The 23,530-nt window shown below is 73.5% G+C and carries 20 protein-coding genes; 5 read left to right on the top strand and 15 right to left on the bottom strand.

The genetic code is table 11. The features are described from left to right. Positions 1 to 45: 45 nt before the first annotated feature. From ABTZ91_RS25130 to ABTZ91_RS25110, 5 genes are read right to left on the bottom strand one after another with little or no spacing between them, the layout of a single operon-like run. Entirely contained in the window at positions 46 to 915 is an 870-nt protein-coding gene (locus tag ABTZ91_RS25130) for an SDR family oxidoreductase (RefSeq protein ID WP_352079490.1), read from the bottom strand. Beyond that, positions 912 to 3,389, bottom strand: a complete 2,478-nt coding sequence (locus ABTZ91_RS25125) for an acetate--CoA ligase family protein (protein ID WP_352079489.1) — start codon at positions 3,387 to 3,389, stop codon at positions 912 to 914. Before ABTZ91_RS25125 ends, ABTZ91_RS25130 begins: the two co-directional genes overlap by 4 nt. 50 nt (positions 3,390 to 3,439) lie before the next feature. Beyond that, the gene (locus ABTZ91_RS25120) at positions 3,440 to 4,654 is read right to left on the bottom strand and encodes a Glu/Leu/Phe/Val dehydrogenase dimerization domain-containing protein (RefSeq protein ID WP_352079488.1); all 1,215 of its coding nucleotides are present in this window, start codon (positions 4,652 to 4,654) and stop codon (positions 3,440 to 3,442) included. Then, positions 4,651 to 6,492: a thiamine pyrophosphate-dependent enzyme gene (locus ABTZ91_RS25115; RefSeq protein ID WP_352079487.1), complete on the bottom strand. Its 1,842-nt coding sequence runs from the start codon at positions 6,490 to 6,492 to the stop codon at positions 4,651 to 4,653. The genes ABTZ91_RS25120 and ABTZ91_RS25115 overlap by 4 nt, the downstream gene beginning before the upstream one ends. Before the next feature lie 11 nt (positions 6,493 to 6,503). Then, the gene (locus ABTZ91_RS25110) at positions 6,504 to 7,661 is read right to left on the bottom strand and encodes an acyl-CoA dehydrogenase family protein (RefSeq protein WP_352079486.1); all 1,158 of its coding nucleotides are present in this window, start codon (positions 7,659 to 7,661) and stop codon (positions 6,504 to 6,506) included. 169 nt (positions 7,662 to 7,830) lie between these two features. Between ABTZ91_RS25110 and ABTZ91_RS25105 the strand changes: the two genes are divergently transcribed. The 3 genes from ABTZ91_RS25105 to ABTZ91_RS34175 all read left to right on the top strand — a co-directional run bounded on the left by ABTZ91_RS25105 (position 7,831) and on the right by ABTZ91_RS34175 (position 9,593). Then, entirely contained in the window at positions 7,831 to 8,451 is a 621-nt protein-coding gene (locus ABTZ91_RS25105) for an L-threonylcarbamoyladenylate synthase (protein WP_352079485.1), read from the top strand. Positions 8,452 to 8,538: 87 nt separating this feature from the next. Beyond that, positions 8,539 to 9,234: a transcriptional repressor LexA gene (lexA, locus tag ABTZ91_RS25100; RefSeq protein ID WP_352079484.1), complete on the top strand. Its 696-nt coding sequence runs from the start codon at positions 8,539 to 8,541 to the stop codon at positions 9,232 to 9,234. Further along, positions 9,141 to 9,593, top strand: coding sequence for a DUF397 domain-containing protein (locus tag ABTZ91_RS34175; protein WP_407078022.1), 453 nt, complete (start codon positions 9,141 to 9,143; stop codon positions 9,591 to 9,593). The genes lexA and ABTZ91_RS34175 overlap by 94 nt, the downstream gene beginning before the upstream one ends. A 1,119-nt stretch (positions 9,594 to 10,712) precedes the next feature. Here ABTZ91_RS34175 and ABTZ91_RS25090 read toward each other — a convergent pair. The 3 genes from ABTZ91_RS25090 to ABTZ91_RS25080 form a co-directional block, all read right to left on the bottom strand. Continuing rightward, positions 10,713 to 11,327, bottom strand: a complete 615-nt coding sequence (locus ABTZ91_RS25090) for a cysteine hydrolase family protein (RefSeq protein ID WP_352079483.1) — start codon at positions 11,325 to 11,327, stop codon at positions 10,713 to 10,715. 65 nt (positions 11,328 to 11,392) lie between these two features. Then, the gene (locus tag ABTZ91_RS25085) at positions 11,393 to 12,703 is read right to left on the bottom strand and encodes a cation:proton antiporter (RefSeq protein ID WP_352079482.1); all 1,311 of its coding nucleotides are present in this window, start codon (positions 12,701 to 12,703) and stop codon (positions 11,393 to 11,395) included. 3 nt (positions 12,704 to 12,706) lie between these two features. Next, a complete protein-coding gene (locus ABTZ91_RS25080) occupies positions 12,707 to 13,177 on the bottom strand; it encodes a TrkA C-terminal domain-containing protein (RefSeq protein WP_352079481.1) in 471 nt (156 codons plus the stop codon). A gap of 242 nt (positions 13,178 to 13,419) precedes the next feature. Between ABTZ91_RS25080 and ABTZ91_RS25075 the strand changes: the two genes are divergently transcribed. Next, entirely contained in the window at positions 13,420 to 13,560 is a 141-nt protein-coding gene (locus ABTZ91_RS25075) for a hypothetical protein (RefSeq protein ID WP_352079480.1), read from the top strand. A 257-nt stretch (positions 13,561 to 13,817) separates the two neighbouring features. On the opposite strand, the gene ABTZ91_RS25070 is transcribed toward ABTZ91_RS25075, so the two are convergent. The 4 genes from ABTZ91_RS25070 to ABTZ91_RS25055 form a co-directional block, all read right to left on the bottom strand. Further along, positions 13,818 to 15,296 carry a phosphodiester glycosidase family protein gene (locus ABTZ91_RS25070; RefSeq protein ID WP_352079479.1) on the bottom strand — a complete coding sequence of 493 codons (1,479 nt, stop codon included), beginning with the start codon at positions 15,294 to 15,296 and terminating at the stop codon, positions 13,818 to 13,820. 2 nt (positions 15,297 to 15,298) lie between these two features. Further along, positions 15,299 to 16,060: a peptidase inhibitor family I36 protein gene (locus ABTZ91_RS25065; protein ID WP_352079478.1), complete on the bottom strand. Its 762-nt coding sequence runs from the start codon at positions 16,058 to 16,060 to the stop codon at positions 15,299 to 15,301. 282 nt (positions 16,061 to 16,342) lie between these two features. After that, complete coding sequence (locus tag ABTZ91_RS25060; protein ID WP_352079477.1) at positions 16,343 to 16,987, bottom strand: response regulator transcription factor; 645 nt, start codon at positions 16,985 to 16,987, stop codon at positions 16,343 to 16,345. Beyond that, positions 16,975 to 18,168 (bottom strand): hypothetical protein, encoded by a 1,194-nt coding sequence (locus tag ABTZ91_RS25055; protein ID WP_352079476.1) that lies wholly within the window; start codon positions 18,166 to 18,168, stop codon positions 16,975 to 16,977. Before ABTZ91_RS25055 ends, ABTZ91_RS25060 begins: the two co-directional genes overlap by 13 nt. Positions 18,169 to 18,409: 241 nt before the next feature. Here ABTZ91_RS25055 and ABTZ91_RS25050 point away from each other — a divergent pair, with 241 nt between their 5' ends. Beyond that, a complete protein-coding gene (locus tag ABTZ91_RS25050) occupies positions 18,410 to 19,699 on the top strand; it encodes a YncE family protein (protein ID WP_352079475.1) in 1,290 nt (429 codons plus the stop codon). Between the two features lie 93 nt (positions 19,700 to 19,792). On the opposite strand, the gene ABTZ91_RS25045 is transcribed toward ABTZ91_RS25050, so the two are convergent. The 3 genes from ABTZ91_RS25045 to ABTZ91_RS25035 all read right to left on the bottom strand — a co-directional run bounded on the left by ABTZ91_RS25045 (position 19,793) and on the right by ABTZ91_RS25035 (position 23,367). Continuing rightward, positions 19,793 to 21,862: a discoidin domain-containing protein gene (locus tag ABTZ91_RS25045; protein ID WP_352079474.1), complete on the bottom strand. Its 2,070-nt coding sequence runs from the start codon at positions 21,860 to 21,862 to the stop codon at positions 19,793 to 19,795. A gap of 147 nt (positions 21,863 to 22,009) precedes the next feature. Then, on the bottom strand, positions 22,010 to 22,603 hold the full coding sequence (locus ABTZ91_RS25040; protein ID WP_352079473.1) for a TetR/AcrR family transcriptional regulator: 594 nt from the start codon (positions 22,601 to 22,603) through the stop codon (positions 22,010 to 22,012). A gap of 89 nt (positions 22,604 to 22,692) precedes the next feature. Continuing rightward, a complete protein-coding gene (locus ABTZ91_RS25035; protein WP_352079472.1) occupies positions 22,693 to 23,367 on the bottom strand; it encodes a TetR/AcrR family transcriptional regulator in 675 nt (224 codons plus the stop codon). Positions 23,368 to 23,530: the final 163 nt, after the last annotated feature.

The following is a 23,530-nucleotide window of genomic DNA, read 5'->3' as shown; positions in this document are numbered from 1 at the left end:
ACGAGGGGGCGGCCCACCCGGGCCGCCCCCTCGCGCACGCACACGTCAGGGCATCGGCACCGCTTGGCCGGCCGCACGCCCGTACACCTGCTTGCCCAGCCACTGGCCGCCGTCCACGGTCAGGCACTCGCCCGTCAGATACGAGGCGCCGTCGCCCAGCAGGAACAGCGACGCCTCGGCGATCTCCGCCGGGGTGGCGAAACGGCCGGCCGGGACCGTGGCCAGCACCTCCGCCCGTGCTTCGGGCGTCGCCCACAGGGCCGCGCCCGCGCCGGCCGTCTCGGTGGGGCCCGGGGCGACGCAGTTCAGCCGGATGCCGAGCGGCGCGAGTTCCACGGCGAGCGTCCGCGTCATGGCCAGCACGCCGGCCTTCGCGGCGGCCGAGTGGACGGTGCCCGGGTGGCCGTGCCAGGCGTAGGTGGCGATCACGGAGAGGATCGACCCGCCCGTGCCCTGCTCGCGCAGCCTGCGGGCGACCGCGCGGGTGCAGTAGTACGAGCCGTTGAGGACGATGTCGACGACCGCGCGCCAGCCGCCCGGCGAGAGGTCGATGCCCGGCACCACGAAGTTGCCGGCCGCGTTGTTCACCAGGCCGTCGACCCCGCCGAACCGTTCGACCGTGGCCGCCACCAGCGCGTCCACCGCCTCCGGATCCCGCACGTCCGTCGGCACCGCGAACACCTCACCGCAGCCTCCGCTCCCGACCCGGGCCCCGCCTGCGCCCCCGCTCCGGTCCTCGCCCGTCCGGGCCGCCTCGGCCTCGGCAGCCAGCGCGACGGTCCCGTCGAGCCGCCCGCGGTCGCGGCCCGCCACGGCGACCCGCGCGCCGGCCCCGGCGAGGGCGAGCGCGATCGCCCGGCCGATACCGCTGCCACCACCGGTCACGATGTACGTACGGCCGTCGAAACCCGTCATGCCATCACTCCATGGGCGTCAAGGGCGACGGCGCCGCCCGGGTGGACCAGCAGGGGATTCACTTCGAGCTCGGCGAGCTCCGGATGCTCGACCGCCGCCCGCGCCACCGCGCACAGCGCGTCCGCGGCGGCGTCCAGATCGACCGCGGGCGCGCCCCGCCAGCCGGTGAGCAGCGGCGCGTGGCGCAGGGAGAGCAGCAGCTCACGGGTGCGGCGCGGGGTGAGAGGGGCGAGGGCGAGGGCGGTGTCGGCGTGCAGTTCGGCGGTGACCCCGCCGAGGCCGACCATGGCGACGGGCCCGAACGCCGGGTCGTGGCGCACTCCGGCGATGAGCTCGACCGCGTGCGGGTGGACGGCCATCGCCTCGACCGCGAAACGGCCGGCGCCGGTCGCGGCCCGCATCCGGGCGAACGCGGCCCGCAGCCCGGCCTCGTCGCCGATGCCCAGGGCGACACCGCCCGCCTCCGTCTTGTGGGCCAGCCCCATCGCCTTGAGGACCAGCGGATAGCCGCTGCTGCGACGGGCCGCCGCGACGGCCTCGTCGGCGTCCGTGACGAACGCGGCGGCGGGGAAGGCGAGTCCGTACGAGCCGAGGAGCGCGCGGACGCTCTCGTACGTACCGTCCGTGACGGGCGGGAGGGGCGTAACCGGGGTCACGGGGGTGATGGACGGGACGGGCGCGATGGGCGCGATGGGTGTGACGGCAGTGACGAGCGTGATGTCCGCGACGGGGGTGATGTCCGTGACGGGCGGGAGGGGCGGGACCGGCGCAGCCCGCGCGACCGGCGCAACCGGCGCAACCGGCGCGACGGGCCCGACGTGCGTGACGGGCCGGACGCCTGTGGCGGCCGGAAGCGGCGGCGTCACCCCTGTGCCCTCCGCCGGATCCCACGGCACCGTCCGCTCCAGGCGGGCCGCGTGCGCCAGCGCCGTCGCCGCCTGCTCGATCCGCTCGTAGACCGGCACGCCCTGCTCGCGCAGCACCGCGAGCGCCGGAGTGTCACGGGCCATGGTGTGCACCACGAGCGGCCGGCCCGCCGTCCGCGCGGCCTCGCCCAGCTCCCGTGCCACCGCGCACTCCTGTTCGGCCAGGCCGGGGGTCGCGCCGGCGTAGTCACCGAAGTACCCGGTCAGCAGCGTGACATCGGTGTCCCCGCCGTCGAGCAGCGCCCGCGTGACCCTCGCGTAGGTGCGCAGGTCGGCCTCCCCGGCGCCCGCGAGGTCGACGGGGTTCCCACATCCGCCGTCACCCGGCAGGTACGCGGTCACGGCGGCCCGGGTGGCCTTGCCGAGCACCGGCACGTCCAGCCCCCGTACGGCGAGCGCGTCCGCCGCCAGGGCCCCCTGCCCGCCGCTGTCGCCCACGACGGCGACGCGGAGCGGGGCCACGAGGCCGCCGTCGTGCGTTGCTTCGGCGTCCGCGGCGCCGACCGGCGGCCGGCCGGTTACGGTACGGAGCCGGCCCCCCGTGGCGGCCAACAGCACCGCCGTGTCGACGAGTTCCCCGGCCGAGTCCAGCAGTGCCGCGCCCGTGTCGCGGCACACCGCCGCCACCACCGACCGGGCGCTCACCAGGGCACCCGTGTGGGAGGCCGCGGCGCGCCCGGAGGCGTCGCTGCGGCCGAGGGTGAGGAGGAGGACCGGCTTGCCGGCCGCGTGCGCCGCGGCCAGGACGCGGGCCAGGCGCCGTCCGTCGCGGAAGTCCTCCACGTACGCGGCGACGACCCGGGTCGCCTCGTGCGCGACGAGCGAGGCGAGCGCGTCGGCCGCGTCGATGTCACGCTGGTTGCCCAGCGACACGAACCGGGAGAAGCCCTGCCCGGCCCGCGCGAGCAGCCGGCCTATCTCCAGGGCGAGGTTGCCGCTCTGCGAGACCAGACCGACCGACCCGGCCGGAAAGTCCCCCCAGCTGAGCCGCAGTTGGGTGGTGGTGTCGACGACGCCCATGCAGTTGGGGCCGAGCAGCCGCCCGCCGTGCGCGGTGACCAGGTCGGCCAGTTCCCGCTCCTCCGCGGACGCGGACCCGCCCGACGACGTGATCACGGTGAAGCAGCGGGCCCCCGCCGCGAGTCCCTCGACGACCACGGACCGCACCTGCCGCGGCGGCACCGCCACCACGACGTGCTCCGGGACGGTCGGCAGGGAGCCGAGGTCCGGCAGGAAGGGCACGCCGTCGAGGCGGCCGCCGCGCTGGTTGACCAGGTGGACCGTGCGCCGGGACCGCCCGGCGAGCGCCCCTGAGGCCAGCCAGTAGCCCCACTTGGCCGGGTTGGCGGAGGCCCCGACGACGGCGACCGAACGCGGGTCGAAGAGACTGCCCGGCGGGTCGGAGGGGCTGCCCGCCCGGTCGGGGCGGCTGCCCAGCGGGCCGGGGCGGCTGCCCGCCGGGCGGGTGTGGGGACTCGCCGGGCCGACGGGACCCGCTGGGCCGGCGTGGGGACTCGTCGGGCCGTCGTAGGGCCCCGCTGGGGCCACGTGAGGACTCCTCGGACCGTCGTGGGGACCCGCCGGGCCCATGTGGCCGCTCATGCGTACCAGCCGAAGCGCTCGGCGATCACCGGCAGCCGGTCGGCGACGACGCCGTGCGCCGCGGCCCTCGGCGTGATCCCGTCCCGCTCGGCCCGGTCCAGGACCTGCCCCACCAAGGCCCGCATGGCGCGTCGGATGTGCGCGAAGGCCTCGTCGGCGTCGGCGCCGATGTCGCCGAACAGGGTCCACCACCACCACGCGTTGGTGGCGGAGTTGACCACGACGTCCGGCAGGACGGTGATGCCGCGCGCGGCCAGCAGGTCCTCCGCGTCCGGGAGCATCGGCATGTTGGCCGCCTCGACGATCCAACGAGCCCTGATCGCACCCTGGTTGGCCGAGTCGATCGCGTACGAGACGGCCGCCGGGACCAGCACGTCGGCGTCCACCGACAGCCAGGCGTCGCCGGGCAGTTCGCGGTCCTCCGCCCGCAGGGCCGTACGTTCCACCGTGCCGTACGCGTCACGGGCGGCAAGCAGCGCCTCGACGTCCAGGCCCTCCGGATGGGCGATCGTGCCCTTGACGTCGGCGACCGCGACGACGACCAGACCGGCGCGGGCCAGGAACCGGGCCGTCGCCCCGCCCATCGTCCCGAAGCCCTGCACCGCCACCCGCGTCCCCGCGTACGGGACGCCGGCCCGGTCCAGGGCCGTCAGGACGGACTCGGCGACACCGCAGCCGCCCGCGAGTTCGTCGAGCCCGATGCCGTCCACCTCGACGGCGAACGCGTCCGCGAGCCGGCGGCGGGCCGCGGCCTCGTCGTCGAGCAGCGGATAGACCGCCTGGATGGAGGAGACGAGACCGGCCTCCGCGGCCGCCCGGTCGACCAGGTCCTGGGTGAGACCGAGGTCCTCGCCGGTGGTCCAGAAGCGTTCCACGTACGGGCGCAGCGCGCGCAGGTAGCGGACGAGCACGCCGTACGCCTCGGGGTCGCGCGGATCGCAGTCGATGCCGCCCTTGGCCCCGCCGAGCGGGATGTACCGGCCCTCCGGGTCGTAGTGGAGGGCCTCCTTCATCGTCATGCCGCGGGCCAGTCCCGCGACCTCGTCGAGGGTGCAGCCGGCCCGCATCCGCAGCCCTCCGCTGGACACGCCGCGCACGAGCCGGTCGATCACCAGGTGCCCCTGGCGGCCGGTGACATGGTCCGTCCAGGTGACCGAGACCAGGGGAGGGGAAACGGGCGAGAGGGGCCGGGCGTGCTCGGGGGTCGTCATCGGGAGTTCTCCTCGGGGACGGTGACGATGGTGGGTCCGGGGGTGGTCAGCGCCTCGGCCAGCGCGGCGGCGAGTTCCCCGGGGGAGTGGACGGTCGTGCCCCGCCCGCCGTACGCGCGCGCCAGCGCGGGCAGGTCGACCGCGGGCAGGTCGACGGCCGTGGGCGCGTCCCCGCGGGCCGCCATCTCCTCGCGGATCTCGCCGTACCCGCCGTTGTCGAAGACCACGACGGGCAGCGGAAGGCCCGTCTGCGCGGCGGTGGCGAGCTCCTGCACCGAGAACTGCAGCCCGCCGTCGCCGCTCAGAGCCACGACCTGACGCCCGGGGCACGCCGTCTTCGCGCCGATCGCGGCCGGCAGGGCGAAGCCGAGGGTGCCGAAGCCGGTGGGATGCAGATAGCGGCCCTCGGGCCCGATCGGCAGGTGGGGGAGTGCGCCGTAGTAGCAGCACTGGGCGCTGTCGGAGGTGATGACCGCGTCCTCGGCGAGGACCCGGCGCATCGCCCGTAGATACGGCAGCCAGCGTGCGTCCCGGGCGCGCGTCTCGTCGTCGCGGGCGGTGCGCAGGGCGGCGACGAGGGGGCCGAGGCCGGTGCGGTCCTCGTCCCCGGCGGGTACGGCGGCGGTCGTGGCGGTCCCGGCGGGTACGGCTCCCGCTCCGGCGGTTCCGGCGACGGTCGTGGCGGTTGCGGCCGGTACCGCTCCCGCTCCGGCGGTTTCGGCCGGTACGGCTCCGGTCGTGACGGTCCCGGAAGCCCGGCCCCCTTCCGGGTCCCCTTCCCGGTGCGCGGCCAGCAGCGCGCGAAGCACCACCGGCGCGTCACCGACCAGCGGGACGTCCGCCGGGAGCCCCGCGTACATCTGGGCCGGGTCGACGTCCACCCGTATCAGCGTGCCGGGCAGGGGCGGCAGCGTGCTCCAGATGTCCGACTCGGCCAGTTCCGTGCCGACGGCGAGGATGACATCGCGGTCCGCCAGCCACTTCCGTACGGCCGGACTGTGCAGCGCCACGCCCACCGACAAGGGGTGGCGTTCGTCCACGATTCCCTTGCCGTTGGCCGTGGTGACCACGGGCGCGCCCAGCGCCTCGGCGAGCGCCCGGCACTCAGGCGCGGCCGACCGCGCGCCGCCGCCGAGCACGAGCGCGGGACGGCGGGCCCCGCGCAGGGCGGCGACCGCCGCCGCGAGCGCGGCGCGATCCGGTGCCGGCGGCCCGGCGGGCGGCGCCAGCCGGGCCGGGCCGAGCGGCTCCACCGCTTCCAGCAGGTCCAGCGGCACCTCGATGTGGGCGGGCCGGGGCCGTCCCGTACGGAAGAGGGTGAACGCCCGCGCCACCGCCGCCCCGATCTCGGCCACCGACCCCACCCGATGGCTGAAGGCGGCGACCCCGCGCAGGGCCTCCGTCTGGCTGCGCGTCTCGTGCAGGAGGCCGGTGGACTGCCGGGGGTGCCGCAGCGGCATGCCGGGTGAGACGACCAGCAGCGGCACGCTGTCGGAGTACGCCTGGCCCACCGCCGCCGCGATGTTCAGCAGCGCGGGCCCGGTCGTGGTGATCGCCACCCCGGGCCGCCCGGACACCCGGGCGTACCCGTCGGCGGCGTAGCCGGCTCCCTGCTCGTGACGGGTCGTCACATGGCGGATGCCGTACGGACCGAGATGGCGGTAGATCTCCAGGTTGTGCGTCCCGGGGATCCCGAACGCGTCGGTGACCCCGTGCGCGGCGAGCGCCCGCACGACCGCCTCGCCCCCGCTGAGGCTCCCGCTGAGGCTGCGGCCCGGCCGGCCGTCCGCGTCGCTCCAGTCCTCCGTACCGGTGCCGTCATCCGTGCGGTCCGCCACGGGGCCGCTCATCACAGCCCCCGCGCGATGACGAGCCGCATGATGTCCGAGGTGCCCTCCTCGATCTCCTCCAGCTTGGCGTCCCGCATCCACTGTTCCACCGGGAACTCGCGGGAGTAGCCCCAGCCGCCGAGCGTCTGCACCGCCGCCCATGTGCAGTACGCGGCCGTCTCCGACGCCGTCAGCTTGGCCATGGCGGCCTCGGTCGTGGCGGTCAGGCCGGCGTCGAGGCGCTTTGCCGCGCGCCAGGTCATCAGGCGGGCCTGCTCGATACGGGTGCGCATGTCGGCGAGCCGGAAGGCGACGGCCTGGTGCTCGACGATCGGCTTGCCGAACTGCTCGCGTGTGCGGGCGTAGTCGCGGGCGTACTCGTACGCGGCCCGCGCCACGCCGGTCGCCGCCGCGCCGAGCACGGTGCGTGAGATGTCGAAGGTGCGCATCAGGCCCTGGAAGCCCTGGCCCTCCTCGCCGAGGCGGTTCTCCTCGGGCACGAAGGCGTCGGAGAGGAAGATCTCGCGGCAGACGATCGCGCGCTGCCCCATCTTCCGCATGGGCTCGCCGAACGCGAGCCCGGGAGTGTCCTTGCGGAGCAGGAAGGCGGTCACGCCCCGGGAACGCAGGGCGGGGTCGGTCTTGGCGAAGACGACGTACTGCTCGGCCTCGCCCGCGTTGGAGATCCAGGACTTCTGGCCGTTCAGGAGGTAGCCGCCGTCGGTGCGGGTCGCCGTCGTGACGATGGACGCGGCGTCGGATCCGGCGCCGGGTTCCGTGGTGGCGAGGGCCGTCATCGGGGAGTCGGCGCCGGTCAGCGGGGTCAGCCAGGTCCGCTTCTGCTCCTCGGTGCCGAGTTCGAGCAGCGGGTCGGCGAAGAAGCCGTTGGAGCAGAGCAGGTTTCCGATGCCGAGGTCACCGACGCACAGCTCCTCCTGCACCAGGCACTGGGTGAAGACGTCGGTCAAGCCGCCGCCCCCGTACTCCTCGGGGAGCATGAAGCCCGTGATCCCCACCTTGGCCGCCTTGTGCCACAGGTCCCACGGGGTCTCGACGTCGGCCTCGTCCACGGCTCGGGCGCGGGGGCGGATCTCCTCGCGGGCGAAGGTCCGGGAGAGTTCGACGATGCCACGCTGCTCGGGGGTGAACGGAACCAGCTCGGTGGGGAGGTCGGACATGGTGCCTCCAGATGCGGCAACGGGTGACCGGCTCGGTTACTGACTGAACCATCAGTCAGTATCCGGAGCCCTGAGCGACGCTGTCAACGCACCGGATCCACCCGTCCGGAAGAGGGGAGCGCGCCGCCGTCACGGAGTCCGGACGCGGCCCATCCCGTAGGGTCGGAAAATGGCCAAGTACTTCGACGTCCATCCGCAGTCCCCGCAGCCGCGCACCATCGGCACGGTGGTCGACAGCCTCCGGTCGGGGTCCCTGATCGCGTACCCCACCGACTCCTGCTTCGCCCTTGGCTGCCGCATCGGCAACCACGAGGCCCTGGAGCGGATCAAATCCATCCGACGCCTGGACGACCGGCACCACTTCACCCTGGTCTGCGAGAACTTCGCCCAGCTGGGCCAGTTCGTGCACGTCGACAACGACGTCTTCCGCGCCGTCAAGGCGGCGACCCCGGGCAGCTACACCTTCATCCTCCCCGCCACCAAGGAGGTCCCGCGCCGGCTGATGCACCCCAAGAAGAAGACCGTCGGTGTGCGGATCCCGGACCACCCCGTCGCCCGGGCGCTCCTCGCCGAGCTGGGCGAACCCCTGGTGTCGAGCACGCTGCTCCTGCCCGACGAGGACGAGCCGCTGACCCAGGGCTGGGAGATCAAGGAACGGCTCGACCACGTGCTCGACGCCGTCGTCGACTCGGGCGACTGCGGCACCGAGCCCACGACGGTGGTGGACTTCTCGGGCGGCGGGGCCGAGGTCGTACGACGCGGCGCAGGGGACCCCTCGCGCTTCGAGTGATCCGATCCGCGACCCCCGACCTGCTGTGATGCCGGTGGTCCGGGTTAGTGTGCCCTCATCGGCGAAGCTGAAGAACGGAGGCCGACCATGGGCAGGAACCGTGCCGGCCGGCCGCCGGGCACCCGGACGAACCGGGACGGGCTGACCCAGCGACAGCAGCAGATCCTGGACATCATCCGACGGCACACGCGGCAGCAGGGCTTCCCGCCCTCGATGCGGGAGATCGCCGCGGCCGCGGGGCTCCTGAGCACGTCCAGCGTCTCCCATCAGATCCGGGCCCTGGAGAAGAAGGGCGTCCTGCGGCAGGACCCCCAGCGCCCGCGCGCGTACGTGCTCGCCGACGGCGGCTCGGACACCGAGGCGACCGGCGGCGGGGCCGAGGGCCCGCTGGCGGGGGAGGGGGAGCGGCGGGCCGTGGCCGTGCCCCTCGTCGGGCGGATCGCGGCCGGTGCGCCCATCACCGCCGAGGAGCACGTCGAGGACACCCTCGTGCTGCCCGCCCAGGTCGTCGGCGCGGGCCGGCTGTTCGCCGTGACGGTCGTCGGCGACTCGATGCGGGACGCCCACATCGAGGACGGCGACGTCGTGGTCGTGCGGGCCCAGGACACGGCGGACGACGGCGACATCGTCGCGGCGATGCTCGACGGGGAGGCCACCGTCAAGCGCCTCTCCCACGACGGCCCGCACGTCTGGCTGCTCCCGGCCAACCCGCGCTACGAGCCGATCCCCGGCGACGAGGCGACGATCCTCGGCAAGGTCGTGTCCGTGTTCCGCCGCCTCTGAGGGCGGGTGACCGTACTCAGCGACGAGGTCCTCCACCCCCGGGTGGAGGACTCCTTCGACGGCAGCGGCCCCGCTCGTCGTGCGGGCGGGGGACTCGCTGCACGACGACGTCACGGCGTACGGTCCGAACGGCCCGACTGGAGGACCACGGCGTCCGCCATGCCGCCGCCGGGCACGGGCTATCGGGAGGCGTACTCCCCGCTCACCTTGAACTGACGCTCCGGGGGATCCGGGAGGGTTACGACCATGAAGTCGGGCACCCGGGCGTCGTCTCGGTCCGTGACTCGAGGGTTCCGGGCGGTGCGAAGCTCGTGTTCCGCACTGCTTCCTGGTCCGTCTTCGTGGACGCCCTGAAGTAGGCGCGGTACGGCCGCCCTCTCTCCGAGAGTCGCACCTTCCGCCGCCGCGTCAAGGGCGCTCCTTCGTCGCGTCGCTGCGCGATGGCCTTCGGCCACCCTTGACCCGGCGGATCCAGGCGCGCAAAAACTCTCGGAGGGCGGCCGGGGGGCGTGGCCACGCGGGGAGGCGGGGGAGTCATTCCCGCCGTGGGCGCCTGCGCCTGCGCCTGGGTGGGTGGGGGCTTGGTTTGTGGCCGAGGCCGGGGATGCGCTTTCCCGCCGTGGGGGGTGCGCGGTCGTTGAATGGGGTGCCGAATCCAGGCTCGGCGGCCGGCCGCCGCCTTTGGGCTGGGATTCAAGCCCCGCTGGTCACTCCCGGTGGGTGGGGAGGGCCGGTCGTGGTGCAGACTGCGTTCTCGCGGGCGGGAGTGCGCCTCTGAAGTCACACCAGACACACCCGTCACGGATCGGCCCGCGAGGACGGACTTAGCACCACCGAGGCGACGCGACTCCGCCCGAGTGGGCGGTCGGCGTGCCTCTCCCGCCCCAGCAGTCCCCTCACGTCACACGGGCACCGGACTTCGGCGACTTCGCCCTGCCGGGCGGTGCAAACCCCGCTGCGGAGACAGTCGAAATGCCTCCCTCGTCACGGGAGTTCACTGCCGTCACACGGCAGCCCGCGAGGGACCACTTTGCACCACCGGGCCACACCGCTGGGCCTCTTCCACCCACCCACAGTGACCAGCGGGGCCTGAATCCCAGCGCAACGACGGCCGCTGGCCGCCGAACCAGGATTGGGCACCCCACTCAACAACCGCGCACCCCCCACCAACCCGCAGGCGCCCACGGCGCCCAGCGGCTCCCCGGGCCTGCCCGCGTGGCCACGCCCCCCGGCCGCCCTCCGAGTGTGTAAAGGACCCCGGAACCGGGCGGTCAAGGGTGGAGCGAAGCGGAATCGCGTAGCGACGCGACGGAGGAGCGCCCTTGAGGGGCCGGTGGAGGGGGCCACACTCGGAGAGAGGGCGGCCGAACCAGAAGCGCACCCGAAACCCCCACCCCGAGAACCCGAGCTCGCACCCGCACCCGCACCCGCACCATCCCGCCCCCCCGCCCCGCGGGCCCTTCCCCCCTCCCGTACCGTCAGGTCAGTGCCGACGCGTCCGGCACCACCACCCCGTACAGGTCGCCGATCGTCGCCAGCGCGCCCCGGTGGAGCTGCTCCGCGGACACGTGGCCGCCCGTGGTGGCCAGCGGGCGGGTGGCGCAGGCGTCGGCGACGACGGTGGGACGGTTGCCGCGCAGGAAGGCGCCGGCCGTCGTGAACGCCACGCACATGTGGGTCATGAACCCGGCCACGACGACGTCCTTCGTGCCGGCCGCGTCGAGGTGCTCACCGAGGTCCGTGCCGACGAACGCGTCGGGCGCGGTCTTGACCACCACCGGCTCGCCCTCCACCGGCGCCACCCGGGGGTGGATCTGCCCGATCTCGGTACGGATGTCGTACGGGGTGCCCTCGCCGCCGTCGTTGATGACGTGGACGACCTTGGCGCCCGCGGCCCGCGCCCGGGCGAGCAGGTCCGCGGCCGCGTCGAGCGCGGGCTCCCAGCCGGCCAGCTCCATCACGCCCAGCGTGTAGGTGTTCTGGTAGTCGACCAGGATCAGCGTCGAGCCGGCCAGCGAGGCCGGGGTCGGGTCGAAGCCGCTGAGCTCGCGCAGAGTGGTCGACGTCGTGGTGGAAGGCGTGGTGGTCGGCATGGCTGCCCTTCTTCATCGTGCGATGGGTCCGCCCCGGACCGAGGCCCGGCGGCTGTGCTCCCACGCTACGAACCCCCTCGGGATGGCGGCAATGTCATGTGAGTTGCAGATCCGGACATCGCCGCGTCCGTCTCGGCGGAGACGGCGGGCTCCTCCTCGGAGGCGGGTGCGGACGGGGTGCCGACCGCGTCGGCCGGGCGGCGACGGCGCAGCAGCCGGGTCAGCCGGGTCAGCCGGGTGGCGACGGGCTCGGTGTAGCGGGCGGTGAGCGGGCCCAGGACGACGAGGATGAGCACGTACGCGGTGGCGAGCGGTCCGAGGGACGGCTCGATGCCCGCCGTGACGGCCAGTCCGGCGATGACGATGGAGAACTCGCCGCGTGCCACCAGCGTGCCTCCCGCGCGCCAGCGGCCCTTCACGGAGATGCCGGACCTCCGGGCCGCCCAGTAGCCCGTTGCGATCTTCGTGGCGGCGGTGACGACGGCGAGCGCGAGCGCGGGCAGCAGCACCGGCGGGATGCTGGCGGGGTCGGTGTGGAGCCCGAAGAAGACGAAGAACACGGCGGCGAACAGGTCGCGCAGCGGACTGAGGAGGTTGTGGGCGCCCTCGGCGACCTCGCCGGACAGGGCGATGCCGACCAGGAACGCGCCGACGGCGGCCGAGACCTGGAGCTGCTGGGCCAGCCCGGCGACCAGCAGGGTCAGGCCGAGGACGACGAGGAGCAGCTTCTCCGGGTCGTCGCTGGAGACGAAGCGGGATATGAGCCGCCCGTAGCGGACCGCGAGGAAAAGCACCAGGCCGGCCACGCCGAGCGCGATGGCCAGCGTGGCGCTGCCCGCGGCGAGGCCGACGCCGGCGAGGAGCGCCGTGACGATGGGCAGGTAGACGGCCATGGCCAGGTCTTCCAGGACCAGGATGCTGAGGACGACCGGGGTCTCCCGGTTGCCGAGCCGGCCGAGGTCGCCGAGCACCTTGGCGATGACGCCGGAGGAGGAGATCCAGGTGACGCCCGCGAGGACCACGGCGGCGACCGGACCCCAGCCGAGGAGCAGGGCCATGGCCGCGCCGGGCAGGGCGTTGAGGGCGGCGTCGACCAGGCCGGCGGGGTACTGGGTCCTGAGGTTGGTGACCAGGTCCGTGGCCGTGTACTCGAGGCCGAGCATGAGCAGCAGCAGGATGACGCCGATCTCGGCGCCGATGGCGACGAACTCCTCGCTCGCGCCGAGCGGCAGCAGCCCGCCCTCGCCGAAGGCGAGCCCGGCGAGCAGATAGAGGGGGATGGGGGAGAACTTCAGCCGTCCGGCGATCCGGCCGAGAAGGCCCAGGCCGAGGATGATCGCACCGAACTCGATGAGGAAGACGGCGGACGAGTGCATGGATCACTCCCTTTCGAGTATCAGGGCGGCGGCGTCGACCCCTTCGCGGGTGCCGATGACGATGAGCGTGTCGCCCCCGGCGAGGCGGAAGTCGGGTCCGGGGGAGGGGATGGCGTCGGCGCGGCGCAGCACGGCGACGATCGAGACGCCGGTACGGGTGCGCATCCGGGTCTCGCCGAGGTGGCGGCCGTTCCAGTGGGAGGCGGAGGACAGCGCGATCCGCTCGGCCACCAGGCCGAGGTCCGTGGTGGAGAGCAGACTCGGGCTGTGGTGGGAGGGCATGAGGGCGTCGATCAGGGCCTCCGACTCCCCGGCGGTCAGCCGTACCGACAAGGAGCATTCGTCGGGATCGTCGCGGCGGTAGGCACTCAGCACACGGGTTCCGTCGCGCCTCGCGACGACCGAGATCCGTCGGTCCTCACGGGTGGTCAGGTCGTAGCGGACGCCGATTCCGGGCAGGGGGGTACGGCTCATTCGGGCAGCGGACACGGTGGCTCTCCTGGGGCAGGCAGGGGCGGATGCGGGCATGCCGACGGAAGCCGTCGGCGGCGCGGGCGTCTTGGCGATTACTTTACCCAGGAAACAAATCGGCCGGTTGTCGGGCGAGTCTGCGCAGATCCGCACAACTCAGCCCTCTCCGTGGGATCTTGCGCACGCACGGCCCCGGCGATCGGATGCGCTGTCGTTCCAGGATCACCACACGGGGGGGCAGAGACATGACCGGACACGTGGACCGCAGATCCGTCATCCGAGGAGCGGCGACGGCCGGAGCCGGCGTCGCGGCGGGAGCACTCGTGGCGGGCGGCGGCACGGTGTACGCGGCGGGGCCGGTGGCGACCCGTACGTCGTCAACGTGATGAGCCACAACGCCGATCCGACGGGCGCCACCCCGAGCGACGCCGCCTTTCGCGCGGCCGCCGCCGAGCTGAAGTACCCGGCCTGACGCCCGGCCCGGCCGCCCCGCTTCGCTGCCGCGCGTTTCGGCGGCGGGGCCCGTGCCAGTCCCCGCGGCGGGGCCCGTGCCGGTCCCGACCACGCCAGATCTCAGAGTGGACGACGCCGGCCCGCGGTCGCTCCGGGCGGTGGTCCCGGAGCGATCGCGAGGCGGGAGGCGTCAGTTGCCGCCGGCCGGCAGGCCGTGGCCGCCGCGTCCCGCGTACACGGCGTCGTAGACGGGCCGTTCGACCCCGCCCGCGTCCGAGAGGACGTTCTTCACCTGACCGTCGACGACGAACGTGGTGGACCCGCCGCCGTCCAGATTGAGCGCGTCGACGGCGCCGAGGTCCTCCATGATCTTCGCGAGGTCGTAGATCGGGACACCGCGGCGCAGGCCCTCGTCCTTGGCGGTGACGGTGACCAGCAGGGTGCGTCCGTAGCCGTCGGCGCCGATGGCGGTGCGCGGGTCGTTCGCGACGTTGTCGGTCGGTTCGGCCACGACCCGGCCGTGCCGCATCAGATCGTGGGTGCCGTTGACGACGTCGATCGACGGGTACGCGGGGTTGAGCGGCAGGTCGACGTCGTCGGTCGGGTCCTCGACGACGCCCAGGTCCGTGGCGCGCTGCGTGTACGTGAGCTTCGCGCCCACCATGGCGTGCTCCCTGAGCCACTGTGCGCCGCCCCCGGTCTGGGCGTCGTCACCGATGCCCTGGAGCACCATGCCCCCCGGAGGGATGTCCATTCCGCCGCGCGGGGACTTCACCGCTGTGACACGGCCCGACGCGTCGACGGCGACCTCGACACCGTCGGCGTCGTCCGCCGCCACGAAGGGAGTGTGCCGGGGCTCCGGCGTCTTCTGGCCGTAGGCCGGGGTGAAGACGACGATCTCGCTGTAGTCCTGATAGTAGGGACCGCCCTTGATGACGTTGCCGTACTGGTCGACCCGCTGGACGTTGCCGTTCGCGTCGGTCGTGTACGGGAGGGACCGGTCACCGGCCTCCTGCGGGCAGAACGCGATCCAGCCCGGGTACCGGTTGACGGCGTCGACCACGCGCGTGGCGTCGTCGGCGGTGTCCGGGGTGTTCCGGTCGGACGTGATTCCCAACGTCGTCGCGATCTTGGTGAAGTGCGGTCGGCCGTGCTGGAGGACGACGGAGTTCTGCCCCTTCAGACAGGCGGCGCCCTGCACGACGTCCTCCTGGACCGAGGTCACCATCGGGACCGACCGCTCCTCCGGGATGCTCTTTCCGGTCGCGTCGTCCTCGTCCTTGGCGGAGACGGAGTAGCCGCCGTTCACACCGACGTACGGCGCGTCCTTCGCGGTGGTGCCGACGGTGGCCAGCATCGCGGTGGTGGACTCCTTCACGCTCACCCCGGCGCCCACCGTGCTGTCCAGGGATATCGCCCCCAGATCCGGGTCGATGACCGCCACACGGACGACGATCTCGGAGGAGTCGCTGGAGTACGTGGTCCGCTTGACGCCGTCCGCCACGGTGAGGTGATGGGCCGTCAGGGTGTCCAGGACCGACGGGGTGTCGTTGGTGGCGGGGTCGGCGACCGCAGCGCTCTGCGTCAGGGCCAGTGTCGCCAGGGCGACGGGAACGGCCGCGATGCGGCGCATGCGTGAGCGGCCGGCGGAGTTCGTGGCGGGGTTCACGGTCAGCACTTGCCTTCCGCGTCGGCGAGCTTGTGGGAGCTTACGGACCGCTGGTAGTCGGTGGGCAGGGTCGTCTCCTCGCCGGGCAGGACGACGAACGCCCGGTACGCGACGCTGCCGGCCTGCCAGGTTCCGGAGTATCCGGGATCCCGGTAGAAGCAGGCGACCTTGTGCGAGCGGTTCGCGACGGACACCAGCTTGTCGTCCCAGGTCACGCCGTAGTCCCTGTTGCCCAGGACGCCGTCGGGAAGGACCTCGGTCTGGCTCGCCACGCCTCCGGCGCCACGCCCGCTGGGGCCCTGGAAGATGCAGATCCGGCCGGCCTCGCAGCGGTCGAACCCGGTCCGGCAGAGCGACTTCGACGGGGCGAACTTGTGCGAGGCCACCGTCACCTTCGGCTGCCCGTCGGTGCCCTTGGCCAGGTCGCCGCCGGTGTGCCCGGGCAGCACGGCCTGGGTGTCGGTGCCGCCGTACGCCGGGTCGTCGTAGAGGCACGTCCAGGAGGTGGTGTTGTTGCGGAACGACAGGAAGGTCCGGTCCTTCAGGCTCTCGACCGTTCCGTAGTCGAGCACGGGCCCGTCCTTCGGCGCGAGCGGGACCATCTGGCCCTGGCCACCGGCCTCCGTGTACAGGCAGAACGTCTTCGGCGGGCAGTCGTTGTACGCGGCCTGCGCCGGTCCGGCCTGTGACCACACCAGGCAGGCGGCCAGGAGAACGGCGGCCAGTCCGGCGATGGCCAGGCGACCGAGTGAACTTCTGATCATGTGCATGGTCGTGAACTCTAGAGAACGCCCCGCCGTCACGGGCCTCGAGGGCGGCACGGGGGAGACCCCCGCACTCCCCGTGCCGCCCCTCCCCGTCCCCCTCGCCGAGCAGTTCTGGCGGCGCCGCGGCTACGGGGGTACGGCCGCGGCGCCGGGCACGACGATAGGGGGCGCGGCCCCGCCTCATGCAGCCGCCCGTTTGGGGGGCTTGCGCCGCGGCCCGCGCCACTCCCTCGGCCGCCGGGGCCGAAGGGCGAAGCCGGGCCGGACCCACGAGGCGTCCTAGCCCGCGTCGAGACGGTCCTCGTGGACGCGGCGGGCCAGATCGATCTTCGTGTACGCGGGGCGGCCGGCCTGGCGGTACTTGGCCTTGACGCGGTCGAGGTAGTCCTTCGCCGTGTGGACCGTGATGCCGGCGCGCCGGGCCGCCGACTTGAGGGTCAGGCCGGAGGCGTAGTCCAGCAGGATCTGCCGCTCGCGGGGCGAGAGCCGGGGCCGGGTGGGGCTGGTGTCGTGGGCGCAGGCGAAGGCGAGTTCGGGGGAGTGGGCGCCGTGGCCCGCCGCGATGTCCTTGACGGCGGCGACCAGGGTGGGCAGGTCGTTGTCCTTCGTCAGATAGCCGTCGGCGCCGGCCCGGACCGACTCGATGACGCGGGTCCGGTCGGGGACGGTGCTGATGACCAGGACCCGGCTGCCGGTGCCGAGCAGCCGCCGGATGTTGTCGGCGGGCAGGGAGCCGTCCCGCAGGACGAGGTCGAGCAGGACCACGTCCGGCGGCGGCGGGGCGGAGCCGGACGCGAGCAGCTCTCCGACGGTGGCCGCGGTCGCCACGAGCCGCAGCTCCGGCACCCCGCCCAGCCAGGCCCGCATGCCGTCCAGGAGCATCCGGTCGTCGTCGACGACGGCGACGGTGATCAGACCGGCCATCTCAGCTCCACCCGTACGCCCTCGCCGGGCGCGCTGTCGACGACGGCCCGGCCGCCGACCTCCGCCATCCGCCCGTGCACCGAGCGGCGCAGCCCGAAGCCGGAGGTCCGGTCGCCGGGGGTGAAGCCGGGGCCCCGGTCGACGACGGTGACGACGGCGCCGGGCCGGCCGTCCGGGCCCGCGGCGGAGCCCGTGGCGGTGAGATAGGCGTGTCCGGTGCCGGCGTGGCGCCGTACGTTGTTCAACGCCTCGCGCGTGGCGGCGGCGAACGCGGCGGCGACCTCCGGCGGCACCTCGGGCAGCTCGTGGTACTGCGCGGTGACCCGCAGCCGCAGGCTCTCGGCCGAGCGGACCGCCTCCTCCAGGGCGGCCCCGATGCCCTCGTCCGGTTCCTCGTCGGCGCCGCGCTGCACGAGCCGGCGCAGGTAGGCGGCCTCCCGGGCGCAGCGCTCCCGCACCTCGGGGGCGTTGGCGTCGATGCCGCCCGCGGCGAGGGCGGTCAGGGTGGCGAGCACGGTGTCGTGCAGGGCGCGGTGGTGGGCGAGCCGCTCGGCGTACCGCGCCTTCTGCGCCTCGGCGGCCAGGGCGCGGGCGTTCGCCTCGTCGAGGAGCCGGCCCTGGCGGCGCAGGTACCACCACATCACCCAGGCCATGACGGCCGAGGACACCAGCGAGTTGAGGTGCCCGCCGAGGACGGCCCGGCTCGCACCCACCAGGTGGTATCCGAACAGGTGGGTGCCGACGAGCAGGACGACGGCGGCGAGCGCGTACGGGCGGGAGAGGGCGATGGCCGCGACGGCGCTCGCCGAGCCGCCGAGGAGCATGGCCCAGCCGATCGACGGGGTGTCCCGCACCCCGCCCCAGGCGTACAGCGCGAAGGGCAGCGCGCACCCGGTGACCAGCACGTCCGCTCCGACCTGGCGCGGGTCGAACCAGCCGCGCCGCAGGGCCGACCCGTACACCAGGATGCTCAGCCCCAGCGCGGCCGCGAGCCCCAGATACGGCACGGCGCGGTCCGGGCGGTGCTGGGCCACGGCGAGGACGCCGACGACGAGATGGCTCGCCCGGTAGAGGAGGGTGGTCAGGATCATGAACGAGCGGGCGCGCCGGAGCGCCGAACCCGTCCCGCTCGGCCCCCGCAGCGCGCGCCACCGCGCCAGGGGCGCGGACCCCTCCGCCACGACCATCTCTTGACTCCCGCCCTGTCGCGACCGTCCCCGTCGCCCCGCATTCTGCCCGGGCGGGCGGTCTGGGACACGCTTTCGACCAGCCGTTTCGCGGACGGTGTGAAGGCGGTGTGCGGAAGGTGTGGGGGCCGGTCGTACCGAAGGGTAACAGGGCGTCCCCGAGGGCTTGTTGGGTGTGGCATGTCCATGGTTACCTCGGGTAAGTCGTCGTCCGGAGCCGGAAGAAGGAACCCCCATGCCCTCTCCCCGCCTGCCCCGCCCTCCCCGCCGCCCGCGCGCACGGCGCCGCTTCGGCGTGGCCCTCGCGGCCGCCCTCGCGCTCCTCGCCGGCCTCGGCGGCACCGGCGCCACCGCCGCGCCCCGGCCGCAGGGCGCGGAGGGGCTGCGCGAGGTGATGTTCGTCGGGAACAACTGGGACGGCACGGCCGATGTCATCGAGGCCCGCGGCGAATTCCGCCGCGTCGCACGGGTGAACGTCATCCCCGACCGCGCGGAGCGGCTGCGCGAGATCCACCTCGACCCGATCAAGCTGGCCTTCTTCCTCGGCGTGCGCAACGGGCCGGGCGAGGGCCACGACCAGTTCGTCGACGACATGTACGCCACCCCCGACGGCACGGCGATGGTCGTCTCCCGGCCCAGCTTCGCCGACGTCGTCTCCGTCGACCTGCGCACCGGCCGGATCAACTGGCGCTTCCCGGTGGCCGGCTACCGATCCGACCACATGGCCGTCTCACCCGACGGCACCCGCGTCGCCGTCTCCGCATCCACCGCCAACACCGTCCACGTCCTCGACATCGTCACCGGCCGCCAGCTCGGCTCCTTCAAGACCGGCGACAAGCCCCACGAGAACGTCTTCACCGCCGACGGGCTGCTGTGGAACATGTCGATCGGCGAGGTCACCACCGCACTCGACGCGCCCTGGCTCGACTGGACCAAGGGCGACCGGAAGATCACCGTCGTCGACGCGACCACCTTCCGCACCGTACGCGTCATCGACATGCGCGAGCGCCTCGACGCCTTCGGCCGCGGCGACCTGTCCGACGCCGTCCGGCCCCTCGTCTTCACCCCGGACGAGAAGAAGCTCTACTTCCAGGTCTCCTTCCTGAACGGCTTCCTGGAGTACGACATCGCCACCGACCGCATCACCCGCCTCAAGAACCTCCCCGGCAACCCGGCCACCGACCCCGATCGCACCACCTGGGTCAACGACTCGCGCCACCACGGCCTCTCGATCAGCCCCGACGGCACCAAGCTGTGCGTCGCGGGCACCATGGACGACTACGCGACCGTCGTCGACCGCGCCACCCTCCAGGAAGGCCCGCTCGTCGAGGTGAGCAAGCCCTACTGGGCGACGGTCAGCGGCGACGGCCGGTCCTGCGTCGTGTCCGAGAGCGGTGCCGACCGGGTGACCGCGATCGACTTCGCCACCGGGAAGCGGGTGGCCACCGTGGACGTCGGCGACCACCCCCAGCGGGTCCGTCTCGCCCACGTGCCCGCCGACTGGACCGGACCCGCGGCCGGCTGAGAACCGGCCACGACGAAGGGGCCCGCCGGAACGTCCGGCGGGCCCCCTCGTCATCTCACCGGCAGAGGTTCAGGACCTGGTCCCTGCCGGGGATCAGGACCTCGTCACCTTCACCTCGTGGAGCGAATAACCCCATCCGGTCGCCCGCCCCACCCCCTGGACCCGCAGATAGCGGGCCGACTGCGAGGTGAACTCCGCCGTGTCGTAGCCGCCGTCCCCGGAGTCCGTGGACCAGGCCGTGCGCCAGTTCCTGCCGTCCTCCGACACGTCGATGCGGTACGCGCGCGCGTACGCCCGCTCCCAGTCCAGGGTCACCCGGCCCACCCGGTGCACCGCGCCCAGGTCCACCTGCCACCACTGGTCGTCCGACCACTCGCTGGCCCAGCGGCTGGCGGCGTCGCCGTCGACGGCGAGCCCGGGGGAGTGGTCGACGAAGGGGTTCCACCACTGCGTGGTGGAGGCCGATGTCGGCTTCCCGGCGGCGAGGTCCACGCCCGGCCGGTGGCTCTGCGTCCTCTTCCACGTGGTCAGGTACGACTCCGCGCCCCGCGCCAGCTCCTCCACGACGGCCGGGCCGCCGGGCGTGAGCCGGATCTGCTCGATCCAGTCCGGTACGAGACCGTTGTGCGCGGCGCCGTCGGTGTTGAGGTCCCAGGTGCGCTGACCCGTCACCTGGCGGTCCAGGACCGAGCCGCCGTCGAAGCTGCGGAAGGGGTACTTCACCGCGTTGGGGGCCCCGGCGCCGACCGGACCCGGCCAGCCGCCGACCCCGTTCATGTCGGTGCCGTAGCCGAGCCCGACCCCGTACTTCCTGCGCAGCTCCGCCTTCTGGGCGGCCTCGCCGATGAAGCCCTGGGCGCCGTGCATGTACGGGGCGACGAAGCCGCCGAGGCGATAGACCCGTTCCGTCCAGTCCAGGTCCATCCAGCTGTGGGTGGACAGCACGCCCGGATACTCCTCGGCCTCCAGGATGTCCAGGGCCCGGCCGGCCGCCTTGACGCTCATGTGGTCCAGCTCCAGCATCATGCCGCGCTGCATCATGCCCTTCAGGGCGTACTCCCCGAGCCGGGTCAGCCCGCGCGTGTTGCAGCGGGCGTCGGAGGCGTACGAGGGGACGCTCACCCCGGCCGGGAGCTTCGCCGCCATCGCGGGCGGTGCCGTCAGGCCGATCGGGTTGTCGGTCTGCGGCCCCGCGCACTTCTCCGTCGTCCAGAAGGTGCCCGTGGACAGGAACTGGCCGATGTTGACCGCCACGCCCGTGGTGCCGCTGTCGAAGCGCACCCCGCACAGCGCGTTGTCGAACTTGTGGCACAGGAACATGCTGCGCACGCCGAGCGCGTACAGCTCGTCCAGGCCCTTGTCGATGTCCGTCCGGTCGCACTGGGCGACGTCGAGGATCTGCTTGCAGCCGAACGGCTCCGAGGTCTCGACGCCCAGGACCACCGCGAGCTTGCCCTGCTCGATCACCGAGCGGGCCTGCGCCGCGTCGGTCACGATGCGGAACCAGCCCTTGCCGGGGCCGCCCCACATGCGGTCGACGTAGTCCTGCAGCTCGTAGGTCTTGCGCGCCTCCAGGCGGATGGCGTCCATCTCGTCGCAGCCGCGGTCCCTCGGCAGCAGCGAGCAGATCAGGCCGTTGGTCACGAGGTCGTTCACCAGGACCCGCTGGCCGCCGCGCCAGGCCCGCTCCACCCAGGCGTAGTAGTTCTGCTGGTGGCTCAGCGAGTCATGGGCGGGCCAGTCCTTGAAGGTCGGCCAGCCGACCGGGTCGTGGTGGCCGTCGTCGCCTCCCGTCAGATGCTCGAAGATGGCCCCCGAGCCGTCCGGGTAGTGCTCGGGACAGTCCTTGAGCGCGTCGGCGACGCCCGCCTCCGAGAAGGTGCTGCCGCAGATCATGCGGCCGCCGAAGCCCTCGTTGGACATCAGGTGGTTGTGCGCGTCGACGAAGCCGCGCACCTTGCCGTCGGCGTCCGTCCCCGTGAAGGGGGCGCCCGTGACGTTGATCTGCGAGTCGGGTGCCGGCCGTGCGGCGGGCTCCCACCAGTTCGCGCCGGCGTCGGCGGCGGGGACCGGCCCCGCGCCGAAGACGACGGTGGCCAGGGCGATGAACAGGGACACGAGGGCGAACCGGCCGCCCGCCCCGCGCGTAGATGGTCGTTTCATGTGGTCAGCCACGCCTTCGGTCATGGGGGATACCGGGCTGTGAGCCGTCCCGTGGGGGTTTCTCGCGGTAACAGCGGCTCGGGGCGAGGATCGCGAGGATCCCCGAGCGAGTCAAGAGTCCGGGTCAGATGACCTGTTGACGGCCGGTCAGCCCTCGATGAGCGCCACCAGCTGGTCGGCCGTCACATCGAGCAGGTCCGCCGCGGCCCGCTCGTCGCCCAGCACCAGGTACTGGAGGGTCAGCCCGTCGATGGTCGCCGCGAGCACCCGGGCGAGCAGCTCCACCGGCACCCTCGGCGTCACCCCGCGCACCGCGCACACCTGCTCGACCAGGGCGGTCGCCGACGCCACGTACTGCTCGTACTGCGCCCGCGCCAGATGCTCGAAGCCCTCCTCGCGCAGCGCGTACTGGGTGAGCTCGTAGGTCAGCATGTGCTCGGCCGGACGGTCCGTCACATGGTCCCAGTACGTCCCGAGCGCGGCCCGGACCGTCTCGCGCAGCGTCGCCCGCGGCTCGACCGCCGACATCACCCGCGCCACGTAGCTGCCGGTGATGGTCTCGATGGCGGCTTCCAGGAGTGCCTGCTTGGAGTCGAAGCAGTAGTGGAAGACGCTCAGCGACACCCCGGCCTCGGCGCACACCGACCGGGTCGTCGTCCGCGCCACCCCGTCCCTGGCCATCACCCGGACCGCCGCCTCCACCAACTGCCGGCGCCGCTCGGCCGACGGCATCCGCGCCATGCTTCCTCCTCGGGTCCGGCGCCAGGGTATCCGCCGGGCCCCCGCCCCGCGCCGTTACGGCGACGGGGCGTGCCCGACGGAACCGACGCTCACGAACCGGCCGGCCGGCCCGGGGGGATCGCGGCCTCGATGCCGGCGAGGTGGGCGGCGAGGATGTCCTCGAAGGCGGCGCGGCGATCCGCGCCGAGGGGGCGGATGTCGCGGGCGAAGTGGGCCAGGGCCGGGAAGCGTTCGGGGTCGGCGCCCAGCACCGCGACGCGGAACAGTTCCATGCCCTGCTCGTGCTCTTCCGGGGCGACGGTGCTGACTCCGGCCTCGGAGGCGATCAGTCCGACGAGGAGGACCGCGAGCCGGTGGTAGCACGCCGGGATCTCCTCGTCGGGCAGTCCCGACGCGCGCAGGGCCTGGAGCGCCTCTTCCATGACCAGCCGGGAACCGGTGCCGCTCGCTCCGTAGCGTCCCCAGACCGTGGCGACCTGCGGCTGCCGCGCGAAGGCCTCCCGTGCGTGCAGGGCCAGCGCGGTGATGCGCCGCTTCCAGTCGCCCTCGGCGCGGTAGCCGTCCATCGCGGCCACCAGGATCCGGTCGGCGACCGCCCGCAACAGTTCGGTCTTGCTGCGGAAGTGCCGGTAGAGGCTGGAGGAGTCGGTCCCGAGGGCAGCGGCGAGCTTCCGCACGCTGAACGAGTCCGCGTCGCTCGTGCGCAGCAGCTCCGTCGCCGCGTCCAGGATCTCTTCGGTCGACCAACGCCTGCGGCCTGCCATCCCACTCCTCTCGCCGGGTGTTCAGTCTACCGGTGCACTTGGTGTTGCACGCGCCGCGTGCATAATGAGGGCATGAGCATGCCGGGCGGGCCGGCGTGCCCCTCGTGCCCTGTCGCCCCGGGGCGGGCGAGCGATGCGGAGCCCACCCCGGCGTGACGTGGAA

The sequence above is a fragment of the Streptomyces sp. NPDC126499 genome, assembly GCF_040302485.1.
Classification (GTDB): Bacteria; Actinomycetota; Actinomycetes; order Streptomycetales; family Streptomycetaceae; genus Streptomyces.
Note: the sequence above shows the minus strand (reverse complement) of the source record. Positions and strands in the feature narration are given on the sequence as shown.

What these genes read in the sequence shown, in the direction of transcription:
- ABTZ91_RS25130 (WP_352079490.1), bottom strand. Translation starts at nt 915, where the DNA reads ATGACGGGTTTCGACGGCCGTACGTACATCGTGACCGGTGGTGGCAGC.
- ABTZ91_RS25120 (WP_352079488.1), bottom strand. Translation starts at nt 4,654, where the DNA reads ATGACGACCCCCGAGCACGCCCGGCCCCTCTCGCCCGTTTCCCCTCCC.
- ABTZ91_RS25110 (WP_352079486.1), bottom strand. Translation starts at nt 7,661, where the DNA reads ATGTCCGACCTCCCCACCGAGCTGGTTCCGTTCACCCCCGAGCAGCGT.
- ABTZ91_RS25105 (WP_352079485.1), top strand. Translation starts at nt 7,831, where the DNA reads ATGGCCAAGTACTTCGACGTCCATCCGCAGTCCCCGCAGCCGCGCACC.
- lexA (WP_352079484.1), top strand. Translation starts at nt 8,539, where the DNA reads ATGGGCAGGAACCGTGCCGGCCGGCCGCCGGGCACCCGGACGAACCGG.
- ABTZ91_RS25090 (WP_352079483.1), bottom strand. Translation starts at nt 11,327, where the DNA reads ATGCCGACCACCACGCCTTCCACCACGACGTCGACCACTCTGCGCGAG.
- ABTZ91_RS25085 (WP_352079482.1), bottom strand. Translation starts at nt 12,703, where the DNA reads ATGCACTCGTCCGCCGTCTTCCTCATCGAGTTCGGTGCGATCATCCTC.
- ABTZ91_RS25080 (WP_352079481.1), bottom strand. Translation starts at nt 13,177, where the DNA reads ATGAGCCGTACCCCCCTGCCCGGAATCGGCGTCCGCTACGACCTGACC.
- ABTZ91_RS25075 (WP_352079480.1), top strand. Translation starts at nt 13,420, where the DNA reads ATGACCGGACACGTGGACCGCAGATCCGTCATCCGAGGAGCGGCGACG.
- ABTZ91_RS25065 (WP_352079478.1), bottom strand. Translation starts at nt 16,060, where the DNA reads ATGATCAGAAGTTCACTCGGTCGCCTGGCCATCGCCGGACTGGCCGCC.
- ABTZ91_RS25060 (WP_352079477.1), bottom strand. Translation starts at nt 16,987, where the DNA reads ATGGCCGGTCTGATCACCGTCGCCGTCGTCGACGACGACCGGATGCTC.
- ABTZ91_RS25050 (WP_352079475.1), top strand. Translation starts at nt 18,410, where the DNA reads ATGCCCTCTCCCCGCCTGCCCCGCCCTCCCCGCCGCCCGCGCGCACGG.
- ABTZ91_RS25045 (WP_352079474.1), bottom strand. Translation starts at nt 21,862, where the DNA reads ATGAAACGACCATCTACGCGCGGGGCGGGCGGCCGGTTCGCCCTCGTG.
- ABTZ91_RS25040 (WP_352079473.1), bottom strand. Translation starts at nt 22,603, where the DNA reads ATGGCGCGGATGCCGTCGGCCGAGCGGCGCCGGCAGTTGGTGGAGGCG.
- ABTZ91_RS25035 (WP_352079472.1), bottom strand. Translation starts at nt 23,367, where the DNA reads ATGGCAGGCCGCAGGCGTTGGTCGACCGAAGAGATCCTGGACGCGGCG.